Source organism: Streptomyces roseicoloratus (assembly GCF_004117935.1).
Lineage (GTDB): Bacteria > Actinomycetota > Actinomycetes > Streptomycetales > Streptomycetaceae > Streptomyces > Streptomyces roseicoloratus.
Genome location: NZ_SDOY01000172.1, coordinates 51,318 through 68,150 on the forward strand (window position 1 = coordinate 51,318; position 16,833 = coordinate 68,150).

General features: G+C 72.9%; 13 protein-coding genes and 1 pseudogene. 11 read left to right on the plus strand and 3 right to left on the minus strand.

Going from position 1 to position 16,833, the window contains the following annotated elements; genetic code table 11:
* Positions 1 to 877: 877 nt before the first annotated feature.
* From ESG85_RS31120 to ESG85_RS31140, 5 genes and pseudogenes are all read left to right on the plus strand, one after another.
* A complete protein-coding gene (locus tag ESG85_RS31120; RefSeq protein WP_128984519.1) occupies positions 878 to 2,380 on the plus strand; it encodes an aldehyde dehydrogenase family protein in 1,503 nt (500 codons plus the stop codon).
* 187 nt (positions 2,381 to 2,567) lie between these two features.
* The gene (locus ESG85_RS31125) at positions 2,568 to 4,112 is read left to right on the plus strand and encodes a GMC family oxidoreductase (RefSeq protein WP_128984588.1); all 1,545 of its coding nucleotides are present in this window, start codon (positions 2,568 to 2,570) and stop codon (positions 4,110 to 4,112) included.
* Positions 4,112 to 5,164 (plus strand): annotated as a pseudogene (locus ESG85_RS31130) (quaternary amine ABC transporter ATP-binding protein); the annotation flags it as partial. The gene ESG85_RS31125 and the pseudogene ESG85_RS31130, both read left to right, overlap by 1 nt.
* 314 nt (positions 5,165 to 5,478) lie before the next feature.
* Entirely contained in the window at positions 5,479 to 7,464 is a 1,986-nt protein-coding gene (locus tag ESG85_RS31135; protein WP_128984521.1) for an ABC transporter permease, read from the plus strand.
* Positions 7,465 to 7,502: 38 nt separating this feature from the next.
* Positions 7,503 to 8,528: an ABC transporter substrate-binding protein gene (locus ESG85_RS31140; RefSeq protein WP_128984522.1), complete on the plus strand. Its 1,026-nt coding sequence runs from the start codon at positions 7,503 to 7,505 to the stop codon at positions 8,526 to 8,528.
* A 113-nt stretch (positions 8,529 to 8,641) separates the two neighbouring features.
* Here ESG85_RS31140 and ESG85_RS31145 read toward each other — a convergent pair whose 3' ends face one another.
* Entirely contained in the window at positions 8,642 to 9,703 is a 1,062-nt protein-coding gene (locus ESG85_RS31145) for a PP2C family protein-serine/threonine phosphatase (RefSeq protein WP_246095453.1), read from the minus strand.
* Between the two features lie 269 nt (positions 9,704 to 9,972).
* A complete protein-coding gene (locus ESG85_RS31150) occupies positions 9,973 to 10,467 on the minus strand; it encodes a hypothetical protein (protein ID WP_128984524.1) in 495 nt (164 codons plus the stop codon).
* Between the two features lie 537 nt (positions 10,468 to 11,004).
* On the opposite strand from ESG85_RS31150, the gene ESG85_RS31160 reads away from it, so the two are divergent.
* The 3 genes from ESG85_RS31160 (at position 11,005) to ESG85_RS31165 (ending at position 13,431) form a co-directional block, all read left to right on the plus strand.
* Positions 11,005 to 12,501, plus strand: a complete 1,497-nt coding sequence (locus ESG85_RS31160) for a SulP family inorganic anion transporter (protein WP_128984525.1) — start codon at positions 11,005 to 11,007, stop codon at positions 12,499 to 12,501.
* Between the two features lie 301 nt (positions 12,502 to 12,802).
* Entirely contained in the window at positions 12,803 to 12,940 is a 138-nt protein-coding gene (locus ESG85_RS35205) for a DUF6126 family protein (RefSeq protein WP_164986363.1), read from the plus strand.
* An 8-nt stretch (positions 12,941 to 12,948) separates the two neighbouring features.
* Positions 12,949 to 13,431 carry a hypothetical protein gene (locus ESG85_RS31165; RefSeq protein ID WP_181019164.1) on the plus strand — a complete coding sequence of 161 codons (483 nt, stop codon included), beginning with the start codon at positions 12,949 to 12,951 and terminating at the stop codon, positions 13,429 to 13,431.
* 335 nt (positions 13,432 to 13,766) lie between these two features.
* Here the strand turns inward: ESG85_RS31165 and ESG85_RS31170 are convergent, their stop codons facing one another.
* A complete protein-coding gene (locus ESG85_RS31170; protein ID WP_246095454.1) occupies positions 13,767 to 14,135 on the minus strand; it encodes a zinc ribbon domain-containing protein YjdM in 369 nt (122 codons plus the stop codon).
* 200 nt (positions 14,136 to 14,335) lie between these two features.
* Between ESG85_RS31170 and ESG85_RS31175 the strand changes: the two genes are divergently transcribed.
* The 3 genes from ESG85_RS31175 to ESG85_RS31185 are packed head-to-tail and all read left to right on the plus strand — an operon-like array spanning position 14,336 to position 16,796.
* On the plus strand, positions 14,336 to 14,677 hold the full coding sequence (locus tag ESG85_RS31175; RefSeq protein WP_128984526.1) for an ArsR/SmtB family transcription factor: 342 nt from the start codon (positions 14,336 to 14,338) through the stop codon (positions 14,675 to 14,677).
* A 26-nt stretch (positions 14,678 to 14,703) separates the two neighbouring features.
* On the plus strand, positions 14,704 to 16,386 hold the full coding sequence (locus ESG85_RS31180; protein WP_128984591.1) for a SulP family inorganic anion transporter: 1,683 nt from the start codon (positions 14,704 to 14,706) through the stop codon (positions 16,384 to 16,386).
* Complete coding sequence (locus ESG85_RS31185; protein ID WP_128984527.1) at positions 16,383 to 16,796, plus strand: ATP-binding protein; 414 nt, start codon at positions 16,383 to 16,385, stop codon at positions 16,794 to 16,796. Before ESG85_RS31180 ends, ESG85_RS31185 begins: the two co-directional genes overlap by 4 nt.
* Positions 16,797 to 16,833 lie beyond the last annotated feature (37 nt).

The window sequence follows — 16,833 nt, forward strand, 5'->3', positions numbered from 1 at the left end:
TTGCTGGTTGAGGTCAGCGACCGTAGCAACCCCCGCTAAGGACAACGGCGTTAGCGAAACGTTGGCGGCACGTAAGGGGGCGGCGCCGGCTCCGCCGGAGCCGGGCTTCCCGGCATGCCGGCCGCGGGTCGTACGGTCTACCGCACGCCTTCCACGGGATCCGACCCTCCCGGCGGGTGCGGGCCGAGGCCGTCCTCGGCGGGGGCCGGTTCGCCGCCGGCCGCGGAGAAGGCGGCGAGCGCGTCCACGAGGGCCCGCCGCCGGGCAGGTGCGCTCGTCCTGCTCTCGCATACGGACCCTGGTACCGCCCGCACGGCCCGGGCGCGGAACCGCCTCGGCCCGGCCGTGCGTGTGCCTGGGAGGTACCTCGCGCCGCGCGCGGCCGCGGTCCGCCGGGCTCGCTACCCAGACCGCGCACGCGTAGGCGCCGTCTCCCGACGGCGGCGCCGGAGGACGACGTTCCTTCGGCGCCGTCGTCATGTCCACTTCCCGTGCGGTCAAACCCACGGGTTGCCGTCGATGGCATAACGTTCCGATTGCGAACCTGGCATCATGCAAAGGTGTTATGTGTTCGTTATTAACTGGCCATTTCCGATCCTTTGTCCGCATTTGCTCAAACATCTTGTTGAGCTTGTCACTTTGCGGGGGTCGGAGGCGCCCGCGGCGATAACAGCCCGGTGTGCCCCGCGCAAGGCTTTCGGGTCATGCGATTTCGCTTTCTGGTGGGTAACTTCGGCCCGCATGACCAGTAACTACCCTCCGGCCGACCGCTGATGGCGACCGAGGGGCCCCGGCGGTGTGAACGGCACGCGGAAGCCCGGACGGGGGAACGCCGGGTCGGCGGAACGGATCCGCCCGAAGAAGAAAGCCTTGACTGTTGTTGACACGAACGACCATTCACGCGGACGGCACGTGGCGCGGTGCGCTGAGCGGCGAGACGCGGGAAGTCCTCGACCCGGCGGACGGGCGCCCCTTCGCCGTGGTGGCCGAGGGTGGCGCGGCGGATGCCGACGCCGCCGTCGCCGCCGCCCGCACCGCCTTCGACTCGGGCGCCTGGCCCGGTACGCCCGTGGCCGAGCGGGCCGCGCTGCTGCGCCGCGCCGCCGGGCTTCTGGTTCGCGACCGTGAAGAACTCGCCCTGCTGGAGAGCCGCGACGCGGGCAAGACCCTCGAAGAGGGACGCATCGACGTCGACTGCGTCGCGGACGCCTTCCGCTACTTCGCCGACCTGGCGGTGGCCGAGGGGCAGGGCCGTGTCGTCGACGCCGGCAGCGACACCGTGCACAGTGTCGTCGTGCACGAACCGGTGGGCGTGTGCGCGATGATCACTCCCTGGAACTACCCCCTGCTCCAGGCGAGTTGGAAGATCGCACCGGCCCTGGCCGCCGGCAACACCTTCGTGCTCAAGCCGAGCGAGATCACCCCGCTCAGCACCGTCGCGCTGATCGCGCTGCTCGTCGAGGCCGGACTCCCGAACGGTGTCGCGAACCTGGTGACCGGCCCCGGCCACACGGTCGGTGCCCGGCTCGCCGAACACCCCGACGTCGACCTGGTCTCCTTCACCGGTGGTCTCACCAGCGGAGTGAAGGTGGCGCAGGCCGCGGCGCCCGGCGTGAAGAAGGTCGCCCTCGAACTCGGCGGAAAGAACCCGAACGTGGTCTTCGCCGACGCCTGCAGGACGGCCGAGGGCTTCGACACCGCCGTCGACCAGGCCCTCAACGCCGCGTTCATCCACAGCGGTCAGGTCTGCTCGGCCGGTTCCCGGCTGATCGTCGAGGAGTCGGTACGGGAACGCTTCGTCGCCGAACTCGGCCGCCGCGCCGCCCGGATCAGGCTGGGCCGCGGCACGGAGAAGGGCGTCGAGTGCGGACCCCTGGTCTCGCGGGCCCAGCTGGAGCGCACCGAGGAGTACGTCGCGTCCGCGCTCGCCGAGGGAGCCGTGCTCCGCAACGGCGGCCGCCGCCCCGAGCCCTCCGCCACCAGGCCCGCCGGCGGGTACTTCTACGAGCCCACCGTCCTCGACCGCTGCCACCGCGGCATGCGCGTGATCCGCGAGGAGATCTTCGGGCCCGTGCTGACCGTGGAGACCTTCCGCACCGAGGAGGAGGCGGTCGCGCTCGCCAACGACACCGAGTACGGGCTCGCGGGAGCCGTCTGGACCGCGGACGCGGCCCGCGCCCGCCGGGTGGCCGGTCGGCTGCGTCACGGCACCGTGTGGATCAACGACTTCCACCCCTACCTCCCGCAGGCCGAATGGGGCGGGTTCGGCAAGTCGGGCGTGGGACGCGAGCTCGGCCCCTCCGGCCTCGCCGAGTACCGCGAGACCAAGCACGTCTACCAGAACCTGGCGCCCCGCCCGGTGCGGTGGTTCTCCGGCTGACCGGCCGACCGGCACACCTGGACGACCCGGCCGCCCCGGCGGACTCCGGCCGCGACGTGCTCGCCCGCACCACCACGCGGACCCGCGGCCCCCGCACGAGCCAACGCCCCTTGGAGTGAACACCCGCATGACCGACCACATCGACGACCACGTCCACGAAGACGACCACATGCGCGACGACGACCACATGCGCGACGACGGCCACCTCTACGACTACGTCATCGTCGGCGGAGGCACCGCCGGTTCGGTGATCGCCTCCCGCCTCACCGAGGACCCGGACGTCACCGTCGCCGTCATCGAGGGCGGTCCCTCCGACGTCGACCGCCCCGACGTCCTCACCCTGCGCCGCTGGATGGGCCTGCTCGGCGGCGAACTGGACTACGACTACCCCACCACCGAACAGCCCCGCGGCAACTCCCACATCCGGCACAGCCGGGCCCGCGTCCTCGGCGGCTGCTCCTCGCACAACACGCTGATCGCGTTCAAGCCGCTGCCGTCCGACTGGGACGAATGGGCCGGGCGCGGCGCCGCCGGCTGGGACGCCGCGTCGATGGACCCGTACTTCGGCAAGCTCCTGAACAACATCGTCCCGGTGGACGAGAAGGACCGCAACGCCATCGCCCGCGACTTCGTGGACGCGGCGCAGGACGCCCTCGGCGTGCCCCGGGTCGAGGGCTTCAACCGCGAACCCTTCCACGAGGGCGTCGGCTTCTTCGACCTCGCGTACCACCCGGAGGACAACAAGCGCTCCTCCGCCTCCGTGGCGTACCTGCACCCCTTCCTCGACCGACCCAACCTCCACCTGCTGCTCGAGACCTGGGCCCACCGGCTGGAGTTCGACGGCGCCCGCGCCACCGGCGTACGGGTGCGCACCAAGGACGGCGGGGAACTCGTCGTCCGGGCCTCACGCGAGGTGGTCGTCTGCGCCGGAGCGGTGGACACCCCGCGGCTGCTGCTCCACTCCGGCATAGGCCCGCGCGAGCAGCTGGCCGGACTCGGCATCGAGGTCCGCCACGACCTTCCGGGCGTCGGCGAGAACCTGCTCGACCACCCGGAATCGGTGATCGTCTGGGAGACCCACGGCCCGATTCCCGAGAACTCCGCGATGGACAGCGACGCCGGACTGTTCGTGCGCCGCGACCCCGCGTCGGCCGGACCCGACCTGATGTTCCACTTCTACCAGATCCCGTTCACCGACAACCCGGAGCGGCTGGGCTACGAACGGCCCGCGCACGGCGTGTCGATGACGCCGAACATCCCCAAGCCGCGCAGCCGCGGCCGGCTGTACCTGACCAGCGCCGACCCCGAGGTCAAACCGGCCCTGGACTTCCGCTACTTCACCGACGAGGACGACCACGACGCCCGCACCCTCGTCGACGGCATCAGGATCGCCCGGAAGATCGCCGCGACCGAGCCGCTGGCGTCCTGGCTCGGCCGCGAGGTCTGCCCCGGCCCCGAGGTCACCGGCGACGAGGAACTGAGCGAGTACGCCCGCAAGGTGGCGCACACCGTGTACCACCCGGCCGGCACCTGCCGGATCGGCGCCGAGGACGACGCCCTCGCCGTCGTGGCCCCCGACCTGACCGTGCGCGGTCTGGAGGGCATACGGATCGCCGACGCCTCCGTCTTCCCCACCATTCCCGCCGTCAACCCGATGATCGCCGTCCTGATGGTGGGGGAGAAGTGCGCCGACCTCCTCGTCAGCGACGGCAACCCGAAGGAGGCCGCCTGATGGACGGTCACGATCACCATCCCGTCTTCTCCGTACGCGGCCTCTGGAAGGTCTTCGGTCCCAAGGCCGCCCGCGTGCCCGGCGACCCTGCCCTGACCGCCCTGTCGACCGCCGAGATCCGCGAACGGACCGGTTGCACGGCCGCCGTCCGGGACGTCTCCTTCGACGTCCGCCGCGGCGAGGTGTTCGTCGTCATGGGCCTCTCCGGCTCCGGCAAGTCGACCCTGGTGCGCTGCCTGACCCGGCTCGTCGAACCCACCTCGGGCGAGCTCGCCATGGACGGCGAGGACGTCCTGGCCATGGACGCGACCCGGCTGCGCGAACTGCGTCGGCACCGCGCCGCGATGGTCTTCCAGCACTTCGGCCTGCTGCCGCACCGCACCGTCCTCGACAACGTCGCCTACGGTCTGGAGATCCAGGGCGTGGCGAAGGCCGAGCGGCGGGCGAAGGCCCGCGAGGTCGTCGCCAAGGTCGGCCTGGCCGGCCTCGAGGACCGCCGCCCGCACCAGCTCTCCGGCGGCCAGCAGCAGCGGGTGGGCCTGGCCCGCGCGCTCGCGACCGACCCCGAAGTCCTGCTGTTCGACGAGCCGTTCAGCGCCCTCGACCCGCTGATCCGCCGCGACATGCAGGAGGAGGTGGCCCGGCTCCACCAGGAGGAGGGCCGCACGATGGTGTTCATCACCCACGACCTCGCGGAGGCGCTGAAGCTCGGCGACCGCATCGCCCTCATGCGGGACGGCGCCATCGTGCAGCTCGGCACGCCCGAGGAGATCGTCACCCGGCCCGCCGACGACTACGTCCGCGACTTCGTCCGCGACGTGCCGCGCGAGCAGATCGTCCCGGTGTCCCGGGCGATGCGCCCGGCCGTCGGCGACGAGGCGGACCGGGGCGCGGTGCTCGCTCCGGACACGACGGTCGCCGACGGCATCGCCGCCGTCGCCCGGGACGGCGTACCGGCCCGGATCGAGGCGGACGGCGAACTGCTCGGAGTCGTGGACCACGCACGGCTCCTGGCCGTGGTGGCGGGCCTGGAACCGGACCACGCGGCCCCGGACACGACGCCGGAGGCCGACCCGGACGCCGCCCCGCAGGCCGGTCCGCGCACCGCGCCGCCCGCGGCCGCGGGCAGCGATGCCGGCACAAGCCGCCCTGCCGCCGCGAGCCGCCCCGCCCGCCCCGTCGCACGTACGGCCGCAGGCAGCGGAACCGGCGCACCCGCCGTCCCCGCCGCGCGTAAGGAACCGAGCGCGCCCACCGCCGAAGGCGCGGCCGCGCCCACCAACGCCGACACCAACGCCGACGCCGACGCCGACACCAAAGCCGACACCAACGCCGGCACCGGTACCGACACGGACCCGGTGACCGCATGAGCGCCGCCACGACGTCCCGCCCGCCCGTCGGCGGCGACAGCACCCGCGCGCCGGCCGCGGTGACGGGCCGCCGCCCTGCCTGGCGGCCGACCCGGCCCGCCACGCCTCTCGTGCTGCTGGTCCTGGCGGCGCTGCTGCCCACCGCCGCGCTGCTCGCCGACGGCGGCTGGCCGCAGGCACTGAGCCTCGACCTGGCTCCCGGACTCGACACCTTCGCCGACTGGGTGGTCGACAACCGCGAGACCCATCCCGTCTTCCTGTACTTCCTGCTGCACCTGTCCAACGCGGCCACCGACTCGGTCGCCTGGGTCCACGACCTGCTCACCGCGACCGGCTGGGCCGGCGTGCTCACCGTCGCGACCGCGCTCGCCTGGTACGCGGGCGGCGCGGGCCGCAGGGGCGCCGGCCCGGCCCTCGTCGCGCTCGGCTCGCTGGCCGGCTGCGGACTCCTCGGCCTGTGGGAGCAGGCGACCGAGACCCTCGCCCTGATGCTGGTGTCCGTCGCCGTCGCCTGCGTGGCCGGACTGCTGCTCGGCCTGGCCGGCGGGCTCTCCGACACCGCCCAGCGGATCCTGCGCCCGGTACTCGACACCATGCAGGTGCTGCCGTCCTTCGCCTACCTGCTCCCGCTCGTCCTGGTCTTCGGCATCGGCACCCCGTCGGCGCTCATCACCACCGTGATCTACGCCGCGCCCCCGATGGTCCGGATGACCACGCTGGGCCTGCGCGGCGCGGACCCGGCCGTCCTGGAGGCGTCCCGGTCCCTCGGGGCGACCGGCCTGCAGCGGCTGTGGTCGGCGCGCCTGCCCATGGCGCGGCCGCAGCTCTTCCTCGGTCTGAACCAGACCGTCATGATGGCCCTGTCCATGGTGGTCATCGCCTCCGTCGTGGGCGCCGGCGGTCTCGGCGAGAGCGTGTACCAGGCGCTGAGGACCCGCGACTTCGGCCACGGTCTCACCGCCGGACTGGCCATCGTCCTCATCGCCGTCTGGCTCGACCGGACGACGGCGGCGGCCGGCGCGCGGGGCGGCGTCCCGGTGGGCCGGCGGGGAACCGGCATCGCCCTCGTGGCCTCCGGCGCCGGCCTGCTGCTCGGCCCCAACCTGGGGGACTGGCCCGAAGCGGTCACGGTGGACATCGCCGCACCGCTGAACAGCGCCGTCGACTGGCTGGTCGGCGCCGTGTACCAGGACGTCCCCGTGCTCGGCGGCACCTCCGTCTGGGCGGGCAACATCACCAGCTGGGTGCTCAACCCGCTGAACAACGGCCTTCAGGCGCTGCCCTGGTGGTCCCTGCTCCTCCTCGTGGGCGCCGTCGCGTGGCTCGTCGGCACCTGGCGCGGCGCGCTCACCGCCGTCCTCGCCCTGGCCGCCACCGGCGTGCTCGGCATCTGGAGCAAGGCCCTCTACACCCTGTCCCAGGTCCTGGTCGCCGTCGCCCTCACGCTGGTACTGGGCTTCGCCATCGGCATCCTCGCGGCCCGCGTCCGGGCGGTCGAACGGCTGCTGCGTCCGGTGTTCGACGCCATGCAGACGCTGCCGCAGTTCATCTATCTCATCCCGGTCGTGCAGCTGTTCAACGCGGGCCGGGTCGCCGCGATCACCGCGGCGGCCGTGTACGCCCTGCCCGCCGTGGTGCGGGTCACCACCCAGGGGCTGAAGCAGGTCAGCCCGGCCACGATGGAGGTGTCGCGCTCCCTGGGCGCCACCACCTGGCAGCAGATCCGCGACGTGCAGTGGCCCCTCGCCCGCCCGGCGCTGCTGGTCGCCGCGAACCAGGGCGTGGTCCTCGTCCTCGCCGTCGTCGTCATCGGCGGCCTGGTCGGCGGCGGAGCACTCGGCTTCGACGTGGTCAAGGGCCTCACGGCGGGCGAGCTCGGAACCGGACTCGTCGCCGGGGCGGGAATCGTCTGCCTCGGCCTGGCTCTCGACAAGCTCACCCAGCCCGCCGACCGCACCCCCTCCGCCGACCTCCGGCACTGAGCGCCCCCCGCTCCCGTCAACCGAAAGGCAGCACACCCATGTCCACGCCCGCGTACGAGGACCACCGCACCGACGCCGCCCGCACCGGCCGCGTCCCCTCCGATCCGCGCCCGCGCACGCGGTCGCGCCGTACCAGAACGGCCCTCGCGGCTGCCGGAGCCCTCGCCCTGCTGACCGTCAGCGCCTGCGGCGCCGCCAAGACCGGTGGCGGCGACTCCAGGACCGTCAACCTGCACACCCCGTCGTGGGTCGGCGCCGAGGTCAACACGGCCGTCGCCGCGTACCTCCTCGAGCACGAGCTCGGGTACGAGGTCAGGACCCGGCAGATGGACGAGACCCCGGCCTGGGACGCCATGAGCCAGGGCAAGGTCGACGCGATCCTGGAGGACTGGGGCCACCCCCAGGAGGAGAAGCGGTACGTCCAGGGCAACAAGTCCGTCGTCCCGGCCGGCGAGCTGGGCGTGACGGGTCACATCGGCTGGTTCGTCCCGAAGTACCTGGCGGACCAGAAGCCGGACATCACAGACTACAGGAACCTCAACAAGTACGCGGACCTCTTCAGGACCCCGGAGAGCGGCGACAAGGGCCAGTTCATCAAGGGCGACCCGTCCTACGTCTCGTACGACAACGCCCTGATCAAGAACCTCGGCCTGAACTACAAGCCCATCGAGGCGGGCGCCGAGGCCACGCACCTCGCGCAGCTGGAGCAGCTGTACAAGAACAAGAAGCCCTTCCTCACCTACTGGTGGACCCCGCAGTGGATGAACGCGACCGTCGACCTGGTCGAGGTCGAGCTCCCGCCGTACAAGGAAGGCTGTGACGCCGACGAGAAGGCCGTCGCCTGCGCGTACCCCGACGTGCCGCTGAAGAAGTGGATGAACGCCGACTTCGCGAAGGAGGGCGGCGACGCCGCGGAGTTCCTGAAGAACTTCCACTGGACGACCGAGCAGCAGAACCTGGTCGCCAAGTACGTCGCCGCCGACGGGATGACCGCGGAGCAGGCGGCCGAGAAGTGGGTGAAGGAGAACGAGGCCACCTGGAAGGCCTGGCTGCCGAAGAAGTGACCCGGCGGTCCCCCTCCCGGTGGTGACCGGCGCGCGGTGACCCCGGAGGTGACCGGCGGTGGCCCCGGCAGTGACCCGGGAGGGCGGCTCGGTACGCGAGCCGCCCTCCCGGGTCACTTCTGTGCGTTCCGGGGTTCGGGGCTCGCGCACAGGCGTACGGCGAGGGCGGCGATGTCGTCGTCCAGGCGGCCCCTGCTGTAGCGGAGGAGGTCGCGGTGCAGCGCGGCGAGCAGTTCGCGGGGCGGGGCCGGAGGCTGTCCGCGCATCCACGTCGCGAGAGGGAAGAAGACGCCGTCGTGCGCGCGGGCCTCGGCGATCCCGTCGGTGTAGAGCAGCAGCAGGTCGCCGGGGACGAAGTCGTAGGTCTCGACGGTGTACTGACTGCCGATCAGCTCCGCGAGGCTGAGCAGCGGCGACGGGGCGGTGGGTTCGAGGACGTGCACCTTCCCGCGGCTGAGGAGCAGCGGCGGAGGGTGGCCGCAGTTGAGGATGCGGACGTGTCCGCCCTCGTGGGGGATCTCGACCAGGAGCGCCGTGGCGAAGCGCTCCATCGGCCCCTCGGGAGGAAAGGCGGCGTTGTAGCGCGTGCTGCTGGCGTCCAGCCTGCGGGCCACCTCGGTCATCTCGCTCTCGCCGTACGCCGCCTCCCGGAAGGCGTTGACGATCGCCGCGGCCGCCCCGACCGCCGGGAGGCCCTTGCCCCGTACGTCGCCGATCAGCAGTCGGAGCCCGTACGGCGTGTCGGCCGCCTCGTAGAAGTCGCCGCCGATCCGGGCCTCCGCCGCGGCCGCCAGGTACAGGGACTCGATCTCCACGTTCCGCAGCCGCCGTGGCATGGGGCTCATCACCACCTGCTGGGCCGCGTCGGCGACGAGCCGCACCTGGAAGAGGGTGCGCTCCCGCTGGAGCCGCAGATGGCTCCCGTACGCGGCGGCGACCGTCACCGCGATGATCCCCGCGGCCGTCCACCACGTTCCCAGGTCGGGGAAGACGAGGCTGAGGCCGATCATCAGGAGCAGGCAGACCGTCCCCAGCAGGACGGTCGGGAGGACCGGCCACATGGCGGCGGCCAGGGCCGGCGCCGAGGGCAGCAGACGGCTGAAGGCCATCTCCGGCGGGGTGGCGTAGGCCAGGCCGGCAATGACGACGGTCAGGATGACCGGCGACAGCCGCACAAGTCTTCCCGGACCGGTGAGTCGACGGAGCCGCGCCCGCCCGGACTCGATCACATGTCACAGAATATCCGGGCAATCCGGGCGAAGCGCTTCGACGGAGGCTGTCGCGGCCGGTGGCCAGGGTCCGGCCGGTGGCGTCCGAGCCGGTGTGGCGTCCGAGCCGGTGTGGTGCCCGAGCAGGTGTGGCGCCCGGCAGGTGTGGCGCCCGGGAGGTCGCAGCGAAGACCGGCGCGAAGGCCGGCGCGAAGGCCGTGGCGAAGATCGCCGTGTCAGCGGCAGGCGCCCTCGGTGAAGGTCGCGTGGGAGATGTAGAACGCCATCTCCTCCGGGCTGGGTGGTGGAAGCTTCTCGGCCCCGGAAGGCAGGACGATCGGGCTCGGGTCCGGGGTCAGGGTGATGCGGACGCAGTACTCCGATTCGGTGTCCTCCGTGCCGACGGTGTACCCCCCGTTCTCCCCCTCGTCCGTGTCGACGCCGTGCTTCGGTCCGACGCCGGTCTCGTACATCGCCTCGGCGATCAGGAAGCCGTGGTCGCCTGCCAGGGGTGTGTAGTGCCGGCCGCCGTTCAGTCTCTCGACGCCCTCGCGCACGGCGTCCTCGAGTTCTCCCTCGCTCCACCTCGTCTCGGCCTGCAGGGCGAACAGCATGCCGATGGCGAAGAGCGGCGTGAGGATGATGAGGGCGAGGCCGACGGGGTTGCGGTGGTTGTAGACGTACCGGCTGGTGCCCCACCTGCTCCGGACGAAGACGGGTTCCTCGCTCACCGTGCCGCTCGCCCACCGTCGGTGCGGGCACCGTCGACGCAGGCCGGGAACCGTGGGCGGGGTGTGGTGGTCATGACAGCACTCTAACGGCCTCGTTGGGCGCCTCTGGCGTCCGGTCGGGCGCGGGGCGAGGACGGGGGCACGGGGTGCGGGCCGCGGGCCGCGGGTACACGCGCGGGGCGGGGGCGGGCGGTACGGGCCGGGGTGTGGGGGCGCGGGTCGGGCGGGCGGTGGCGTACGGGGAGCGCTCCGTCCGGCGCGCCGGCGGCGCCGTGCGCCGATGGCGTCGGCTATCGCGTCAACTTCCGGACGGATCCAGCCGTCCCTCGCGCGTGCGCCTGTGTCGTTGTGGATCAGTCCGCCGGGCCGTGTTTACTGTGTGATGACCTTCTCTTGAACTCTCCTTTGTGAACCATGAGGGCTGTGCGCTCTCGAGGGATGGATGTGCCCCTGCTCCGCAAGCCTGCCGCCCACCTGTCCTCGTCCCGACGCGGGGCCCGCCCTCCCGTCCGCCGAGACCCTCCGAGGGGGACACGCATGCCACTCTTCCCGCGCGCCGTCCGGCAGGACTTCGCCGCGTCGCTCGTCGTCTTCCTGGTCGCGCTCCCGCTCTGCGTCGGCGTGGCCGTCGCCTCCGGCGTCCCCGCCGAACTCGGCCTGATCACCGGCATCGTCGGCGGACTCGTCACCGGGATGATGCGGGGCAGCAGCCTCCAGGTCTCCGGACCGGCCGCCGGTCTCACGGTGCTCGTGGCGGAGGCGGTCCGCGCCTTCGGCCTGCCCGCCCTCGGCCTCATCGTGCTGCTGTCCGGGCTCCTCCAGATCGCCATGGGCGCCCTGCGCTGGGGACGGTGGTTCCGGGCGATCTCCCTGTCCGTCGTCGAGGGCATGCTCGCCGGCATCGGCCTCGTGATCATCGCGGGCCAGCTCTACGCCGCGGCCGGTCTGCCGGCGCCCCATTCCGGTCTCGCCAAGCTCGCGGGCCTGCCCGAAGCCCTGGCCGCGGCCCTGAGCGCGACCGTGTCCCTGACCGCCCTCGCCGTCGCCGTCGGGACCGTCGCCGTCGTCGTCGTGTGGCCGAGGCTGCCGCGCCGGGTACGGGCGGTGCCGGGCGCGCTGGTGGCCGTCCTGCTGGCCGCCGCAGTGACCGTGGTGGCCGATCTGCCGGTCGTCACCGTGCGGGTGAGCGGCGTGGTGGACGCCGTGCGGCTGCCCGGCGCCGACACCTTCACCGGCCTCGCCGAGCCCGCGCTGCTCGGCACGGTGCTGGCCTTCGCGCTGATCGCCTCCGCCGAGTCGCTGTTCAGCGCGGCGGCCGTCGACCGGCTGCACACCGGACCCCGCACGGACTACGACAAGGAGCTCGTCGCCCAGGGCGCCGGCAACGCCGTGTCCGGGCTGCTCGGCGCCCTTCCGCTGACCGCGGTCATCGTGCGCAGTTCGGCCAACGTGGAGGCCGGCGCCCGCACCAAGGCCTCCCGGGTGCTGCACGGGGTGTGGCTGCTGCTCTTCGCGGTGCTGCTGCCCGCCGTCCTCGCGTACATCCCGCTCGCCGCCCTCGCCGGCATCCTCGTCCACGCGGGCTGGAAACTGATCCCGTTCCGCGGCGTGGCGACACTGTGGCGCACCCATCGCGGCGAGGCGTTCGTGCTCGTCGCGACGGCGGTGGCCATCGTCGTGGTCGGCATGTTCGAAGGCGTGCTGATCGGTCTCGTGCTGTCGGTCGCGAAGGCCGCCTGGGAAGCCTCCCACCTGCGCGTGGAGCGCACCGACGAGGGTCGTGACGGAGTGCGGGTGCGGATCGCCGGGACGGTGAACTTCCTGCGGCTGCCCCAGATACTCGACAGCCTGGAGGACCTGCCCCGCGACCGTCGCATCGTCCTGGACCTCTCCGGCGTCCACCACCTCGACCACGCGTGCCGCGCCGCCCTGCAGGCCTGGGCCGAACGGCACAGCCCCGCCGACCCCGAGGCCGTCCACCTCCACGCCCTCCCGGCCCCCTCACCCAAGGAACGGGCCGAGGCGCCGGGGTGACCACGCGGCCGGTGGCGGCCACGAGGGTGCGCCCGCCGTCCGGGCGCGGGGGCACCGGCCCTGGAGGGGCCGGGCACCGGAGCACCGGCACGCCGTTCACCGTCCGGGCCGTGCCGCGAAGCTCACGCCCGTGCGGTGCGGTCCGGGACCGTGCCTCCGGGTATCGTCGTGAAGGGTCTTCCCTTCGGAGGGTTTTCCCGTTCGCCGACCTCTTCGGTGAGCATCTTTCAGGAGAGGGCACCGGGCGGCCGGCCGCATCCGCCGCGTCCCCGGCCCGCGGCCCGCAGAGGGAGTGGACACCGTGAGCGCCACCACGGACGACGAGGACCGCAAGGAGAAGGGCGTCTGGCTGCGCGCCTTCTTCTACATCTTCGGCACGCACCTGTTCGCCGGTTTCGTCTGGCTGCTCTTCTACGTCGGCCAGCACGCCCAGAAGTAGGGGTCGCCGTGATCGCTCTCGTGGGGCACGCCGATCTCGCCCCGTGGACGCTCGCCCTGCTGGAGGAGGACCTGCGCGTCCGCCTCGCCCGGTACACGGACGTCGGCCGGGCGGGCCTGGTGCGGATCGGGCAGGGGCTGCCGCTCGCGTTCGCACGCGCCGCGCGCCGGGCCGGCCTCGGCCTGGTGACGGTGATCCCCGGAACCGACCGGGTCGCCGCGCTGCTGCGCGAGGGACAGACGCGCGCGGCGGGGGAGCTGCTCATGCTGACGCAGCGGCTGAGCCTGGTGGACTACGACCCCGCCGACGGCACCGCCTGCGTCCGGGCCGACGAGCGGATGATCAGGGCCTGTTCGCGGGTCCTCGCCGTCTGGGACGGCTCACCGTCCACCGCGCGGGACGCCACCGCGCACCTGGTCGCCTACGCGCGGAGCCTGGGCCGCACGGTCGACGTGCTCTGGCCCACCGGCGCCGAGCGCCGTATGCCGTGACGCCGTACCCCGCGATGCCGTACGCCCCTGACGCCGTGCCCCGTGCCGTCCGCATGTGGTGACCGCCGTGCCCCGTGACGGCCGCACGTGGTGAAGGTGGCCGCCGCCCGTAGCCCCGAGGTGCTGTCCATCGGGGAGCGCCGAGCGGCGGCCACCGGTCGACGCCCCGTCCGCACGGCGGGGGCCCACGACCCGGATCCGGAGAAGACGCCCTGCGCGCCGCCGCCCCGTTCCGTGCCATCGGGCGCCGGCCGGAAGCCGGTCGTCGTCTGCGGGGTGATACGGAACAGGCCTCGTCTCTCTCGCCCGTTCCGCGTGTGGTGCCCGTCGACCGGTCAGACCTTCTTGACCACGCTCGACTTGAGCTGCATGTTGCCGAAGCCCTCGATGCGGCAGTCGATGTCGTGTCCGTCGACGCCGTCGACCAGCTTGATGTTGCGCACCTTCGTGCCGGCCTTGATGCCGTTCGGGCTGCCCTTGACCTTCAGGCTCTTCACCACGGTGACGGTGTCGCCGTCGGCGAGGACATTGCCGACGGAGTCCCGGATGACCTTCTCGCCGGAACCCCCGGCCGCGGCGTCGCCACCGGCCGGCGACCACTCGTGGCCGCACTCGGGGCAGACCAGCAGGGCCCCCATCTCGTACGCGTACGTGCCGGCGCACTCCGGGCAGGGCGGCAGCTGGTTCTCGGTGTTCTCGGCCACGAGGAGGATCCGTTCCACTTCATCGGTCTGGGTTCATCGGTCTGGGAACTCCATAATTGCATAATTCTGCAGTTCGTTAGATGCTCTAGAGGCCGCGCCCGCAGGTAGCCGCGGGCGCGGCGTCCAGTCCGAGAACCCCGAGGGCGGGCTCGCCCGGCGCGACGGGTTCGACGGGCGTGACGACGAGGAGTGTCAGAGACGTGCCGGTACCGCTCTATCAGGCGAAGGCCGAGTTCTTCCGGATGCTGGGGCATCCGGTCCGCATCCGCGTACTGGAACTGCTCCAGAACGGGCCGATGCCGGTGCGCGACCTCCTCGCGGAGATCGACGTCGAGGCGCCGGCCCTGTCGCAGCAGCTCGCCGTGCTGCGCCGGTCCGGCATCGTGACCGCCAACCGCGAGGGGTCGACCGTCGTCTACACCCTGGCCGGCGGGGACGTCCGTGACCTGATGCAGGCCGCGCGCCGGATCCTCACCGAGATGCTGGCGGGGCAGAACGAGCTCCTCACCGAACTCCGGGAGACGGAGGCGGCGGAGCGGTGAACACCCCGGGGATCCTGGGCAAGCGCATGCGTGCCCTGCTGCCCACCCGCGCCGACGCCGCCGCGCTGGCCCGCACTCCCCGGCGCGACCTCCTCGCCGGTGTGACGGTCGCCGTCGTCGCCCTGCCGCTGGCGCTCGGTTTCGGCGAGACGTCCGGACTCGGCGCCGCGGCCGGTCTCGCGACCGCCGTCGTCGCCGGAGCGATCGCCGCCGCGTTCGGCGGCTCGAACCTCCAGGTGTCCGGCCCGACCGGGGCGATGACCGTCGTCCTCGTGCCCATCGTCGCCCGGTACGGGCCCGGCGGCGTCCTGACCGTGGGCCTGCTCGCGGGCCTCATCTGCGTCGGCCTCGCGCTGCTCCGGGCCGGCCGGTACATGGCGTACATCCCCGCCTCCGTCGTCGAGGGCTTCACCCTCGGTATCGCGCTCGTCATCGGCCTCCAGCAGGTGCCCAACGCGCTCGGCGTCCCCAAACCCGAAGGCGAACGCGTCCTCGAGGTGACCTGGAGCGCCGTCGGGGCCTTCGTCCAGCACCCGAACTGGACCGCCGTCGGACTCGCCCTCGGCGTCGCCGCCGTCATGCTCGCCGGCGCCAGGTGGCGCCCCGCGATCCCCTTCTCGATCCTCGCGGTGATCGCCGCCACCGGCGTGGCGCAGGTCTTCCACCTCGACCGGGCGAAGCCGATCGGCGAACTGCCCGCCGGCCTCCCCGCCCCTTCCCTCGGCTTCCTGGACCTCTCCGCGCTGGGCTCCCTGATCGCCCCGGCCGTCGCGGTCGCTGCGCTCGCTGCGCTGGAGTCCTTGCTGTCGGCGCAGGTCGCCGACGGGATGACCGTCGGCCAGAAGCACGACCCCGACCGCGAGCTGTTCGGGCAGGGCCTGGCGAACATCGCCGCCCCGCTGTTCGGCGGCGTCCCGGCGACCGGCGCCATCGCCCGTACCGCCGTGAACGTCCGTACCGGAGCGTCGTCCCGGCTCGCCGCGCTCACCCACGCGGCGGTCCTCGCCGTCATCGTCTTCGCCGCCGCCCCGCTCGTGTCGAGGATCCCGCTCGCCGCCCTGGCCGGTGTCCTGCTCGCGACCGCGGTCCGGATGATCGAGGTCGGCTCACTGAGGGCCATGGCCCGGGCCACCCGCTCCGACGCCGTCGTCCTCGTCCTCACCGCCGTCGCGACCCTCGCGCTCGACCTCGTGTACGCCGTGATCATCGGCCTCGCCGTCGCGGGCGCCCTCGCCCTGCGGGCGGTGGCCGTGCAGGCTCGCATGGACCAGGTCGACTTCCGCCCCGACCTGCCGGGCGAGCACTCCGACGAGGAGCACGCGCTGCTCGCCGAACACATCGTCGCCTACCGGATCGACGGGCCGCTCTTCTTCGCCGCCGCCCACCGCTTCCTCCTCGAACTGACCGAGGTCGCCGACGTCCGGGTCGTCATCCTGCGCCTCTCCCGCGTCACGACCATGGACGCGACCGGCGCCCTGGTGCTCAAGGACGCCGTGGAGAAGCTGAACCGGCGCGGCATCGCCGTCCTCACCTCCGGCATCCGGCCGGGGCAGCGCAGGGCCCTCGACTCCGTCGGCGCGCTCGACCTGCTCCGGAAGGAGGGCCGGGAGTACGCGACGACGCCCGAGGCCATCGCGGGCGCGCGCGCCCACCTGCAGACCGCGGGCCTGCTCGCCGCCGCTCCGGGACCGCGTACGGGGGCACGATGAGCTCCGGGCGGGAGCCCATGCCGCTCCGCCACGTCCTCACCGTGCCCACCCGGCCCGCCTCGGTGCGCCTGGCACGGGAGACCGCCGAGATGACCTACGCGGAGTGGGGCATCGACGCGAGCCACCCCACGATGGGGCCGGCCCTGCTGATCCTCAGCGAACTGGTCACCAACAGCGTCCGGCACGCCGCCGTCGCCTCGCCCAGCCTGACGGTCACCTTCGCGGCCGGCGAGTACACCCTCGCGTTCGCCGTCCACGACCGCCACCCCTACCACCCCGGGGTCGTCCCCGCGCCCACCGGCGGACTGGCCACCGTCGCCGAGGTGCTCACGGAGCACGGCGGCACGTGCGCGCTGCGCCGGGATGCCGACGGCGGCGGCAAGAGCGTCTGGATCACCCTTCCGCTCTGAGCCGGCGGTGCCGTCCGCGAGACGGGCCGGGCACACC

Bases quoted from the DNA above. Each gene is read 5' to 3' on its own strand.
- ESG85_RS31125 (WP_128984588.1), top strand. From the start codon at position 2,568: ATGCGCGACGACGGCCACCTCTACGACTACGTCATCGTCGGCGGAGGC.
- ESG85_RS31135 (WP_128984521.1), top strand. From the start codon at position 5,479: ATGAGCGCCGCCACGACGTCCCGCCCGCCCGTCGGCGGCGACAGCACC.
- ESG85_RS31140 (WP_128984522.1), top strand. From the start codon at position 7,503: ATGTCCACGCCCGCGTACGAGGACCACCGCACCGACGCCGCCCGCACC.
- ESG85_RS31160 (WP_128984525.1), top strand. From the start codon at position 11,005: ATGCCACTCTTCCCGCGCGCCGTCCGGCAGGACTTCGCCGCGTCGCTC.
- ESG85_RS31180 (WP_128984591.1), top strand. From the start codon at position 14,704: ATGCGTGCCCTGCTGCCCACCCGCGCCGACGCCGCCGCGCTGGCCCGC.
- ESG85_RS31185 (WP_128984527.1), top strand. From the start codon at position 16,383: ATGAGCTCCGGGCGGGAGCCCATGCCGCTCCGCCACGTCCTCACCGTG.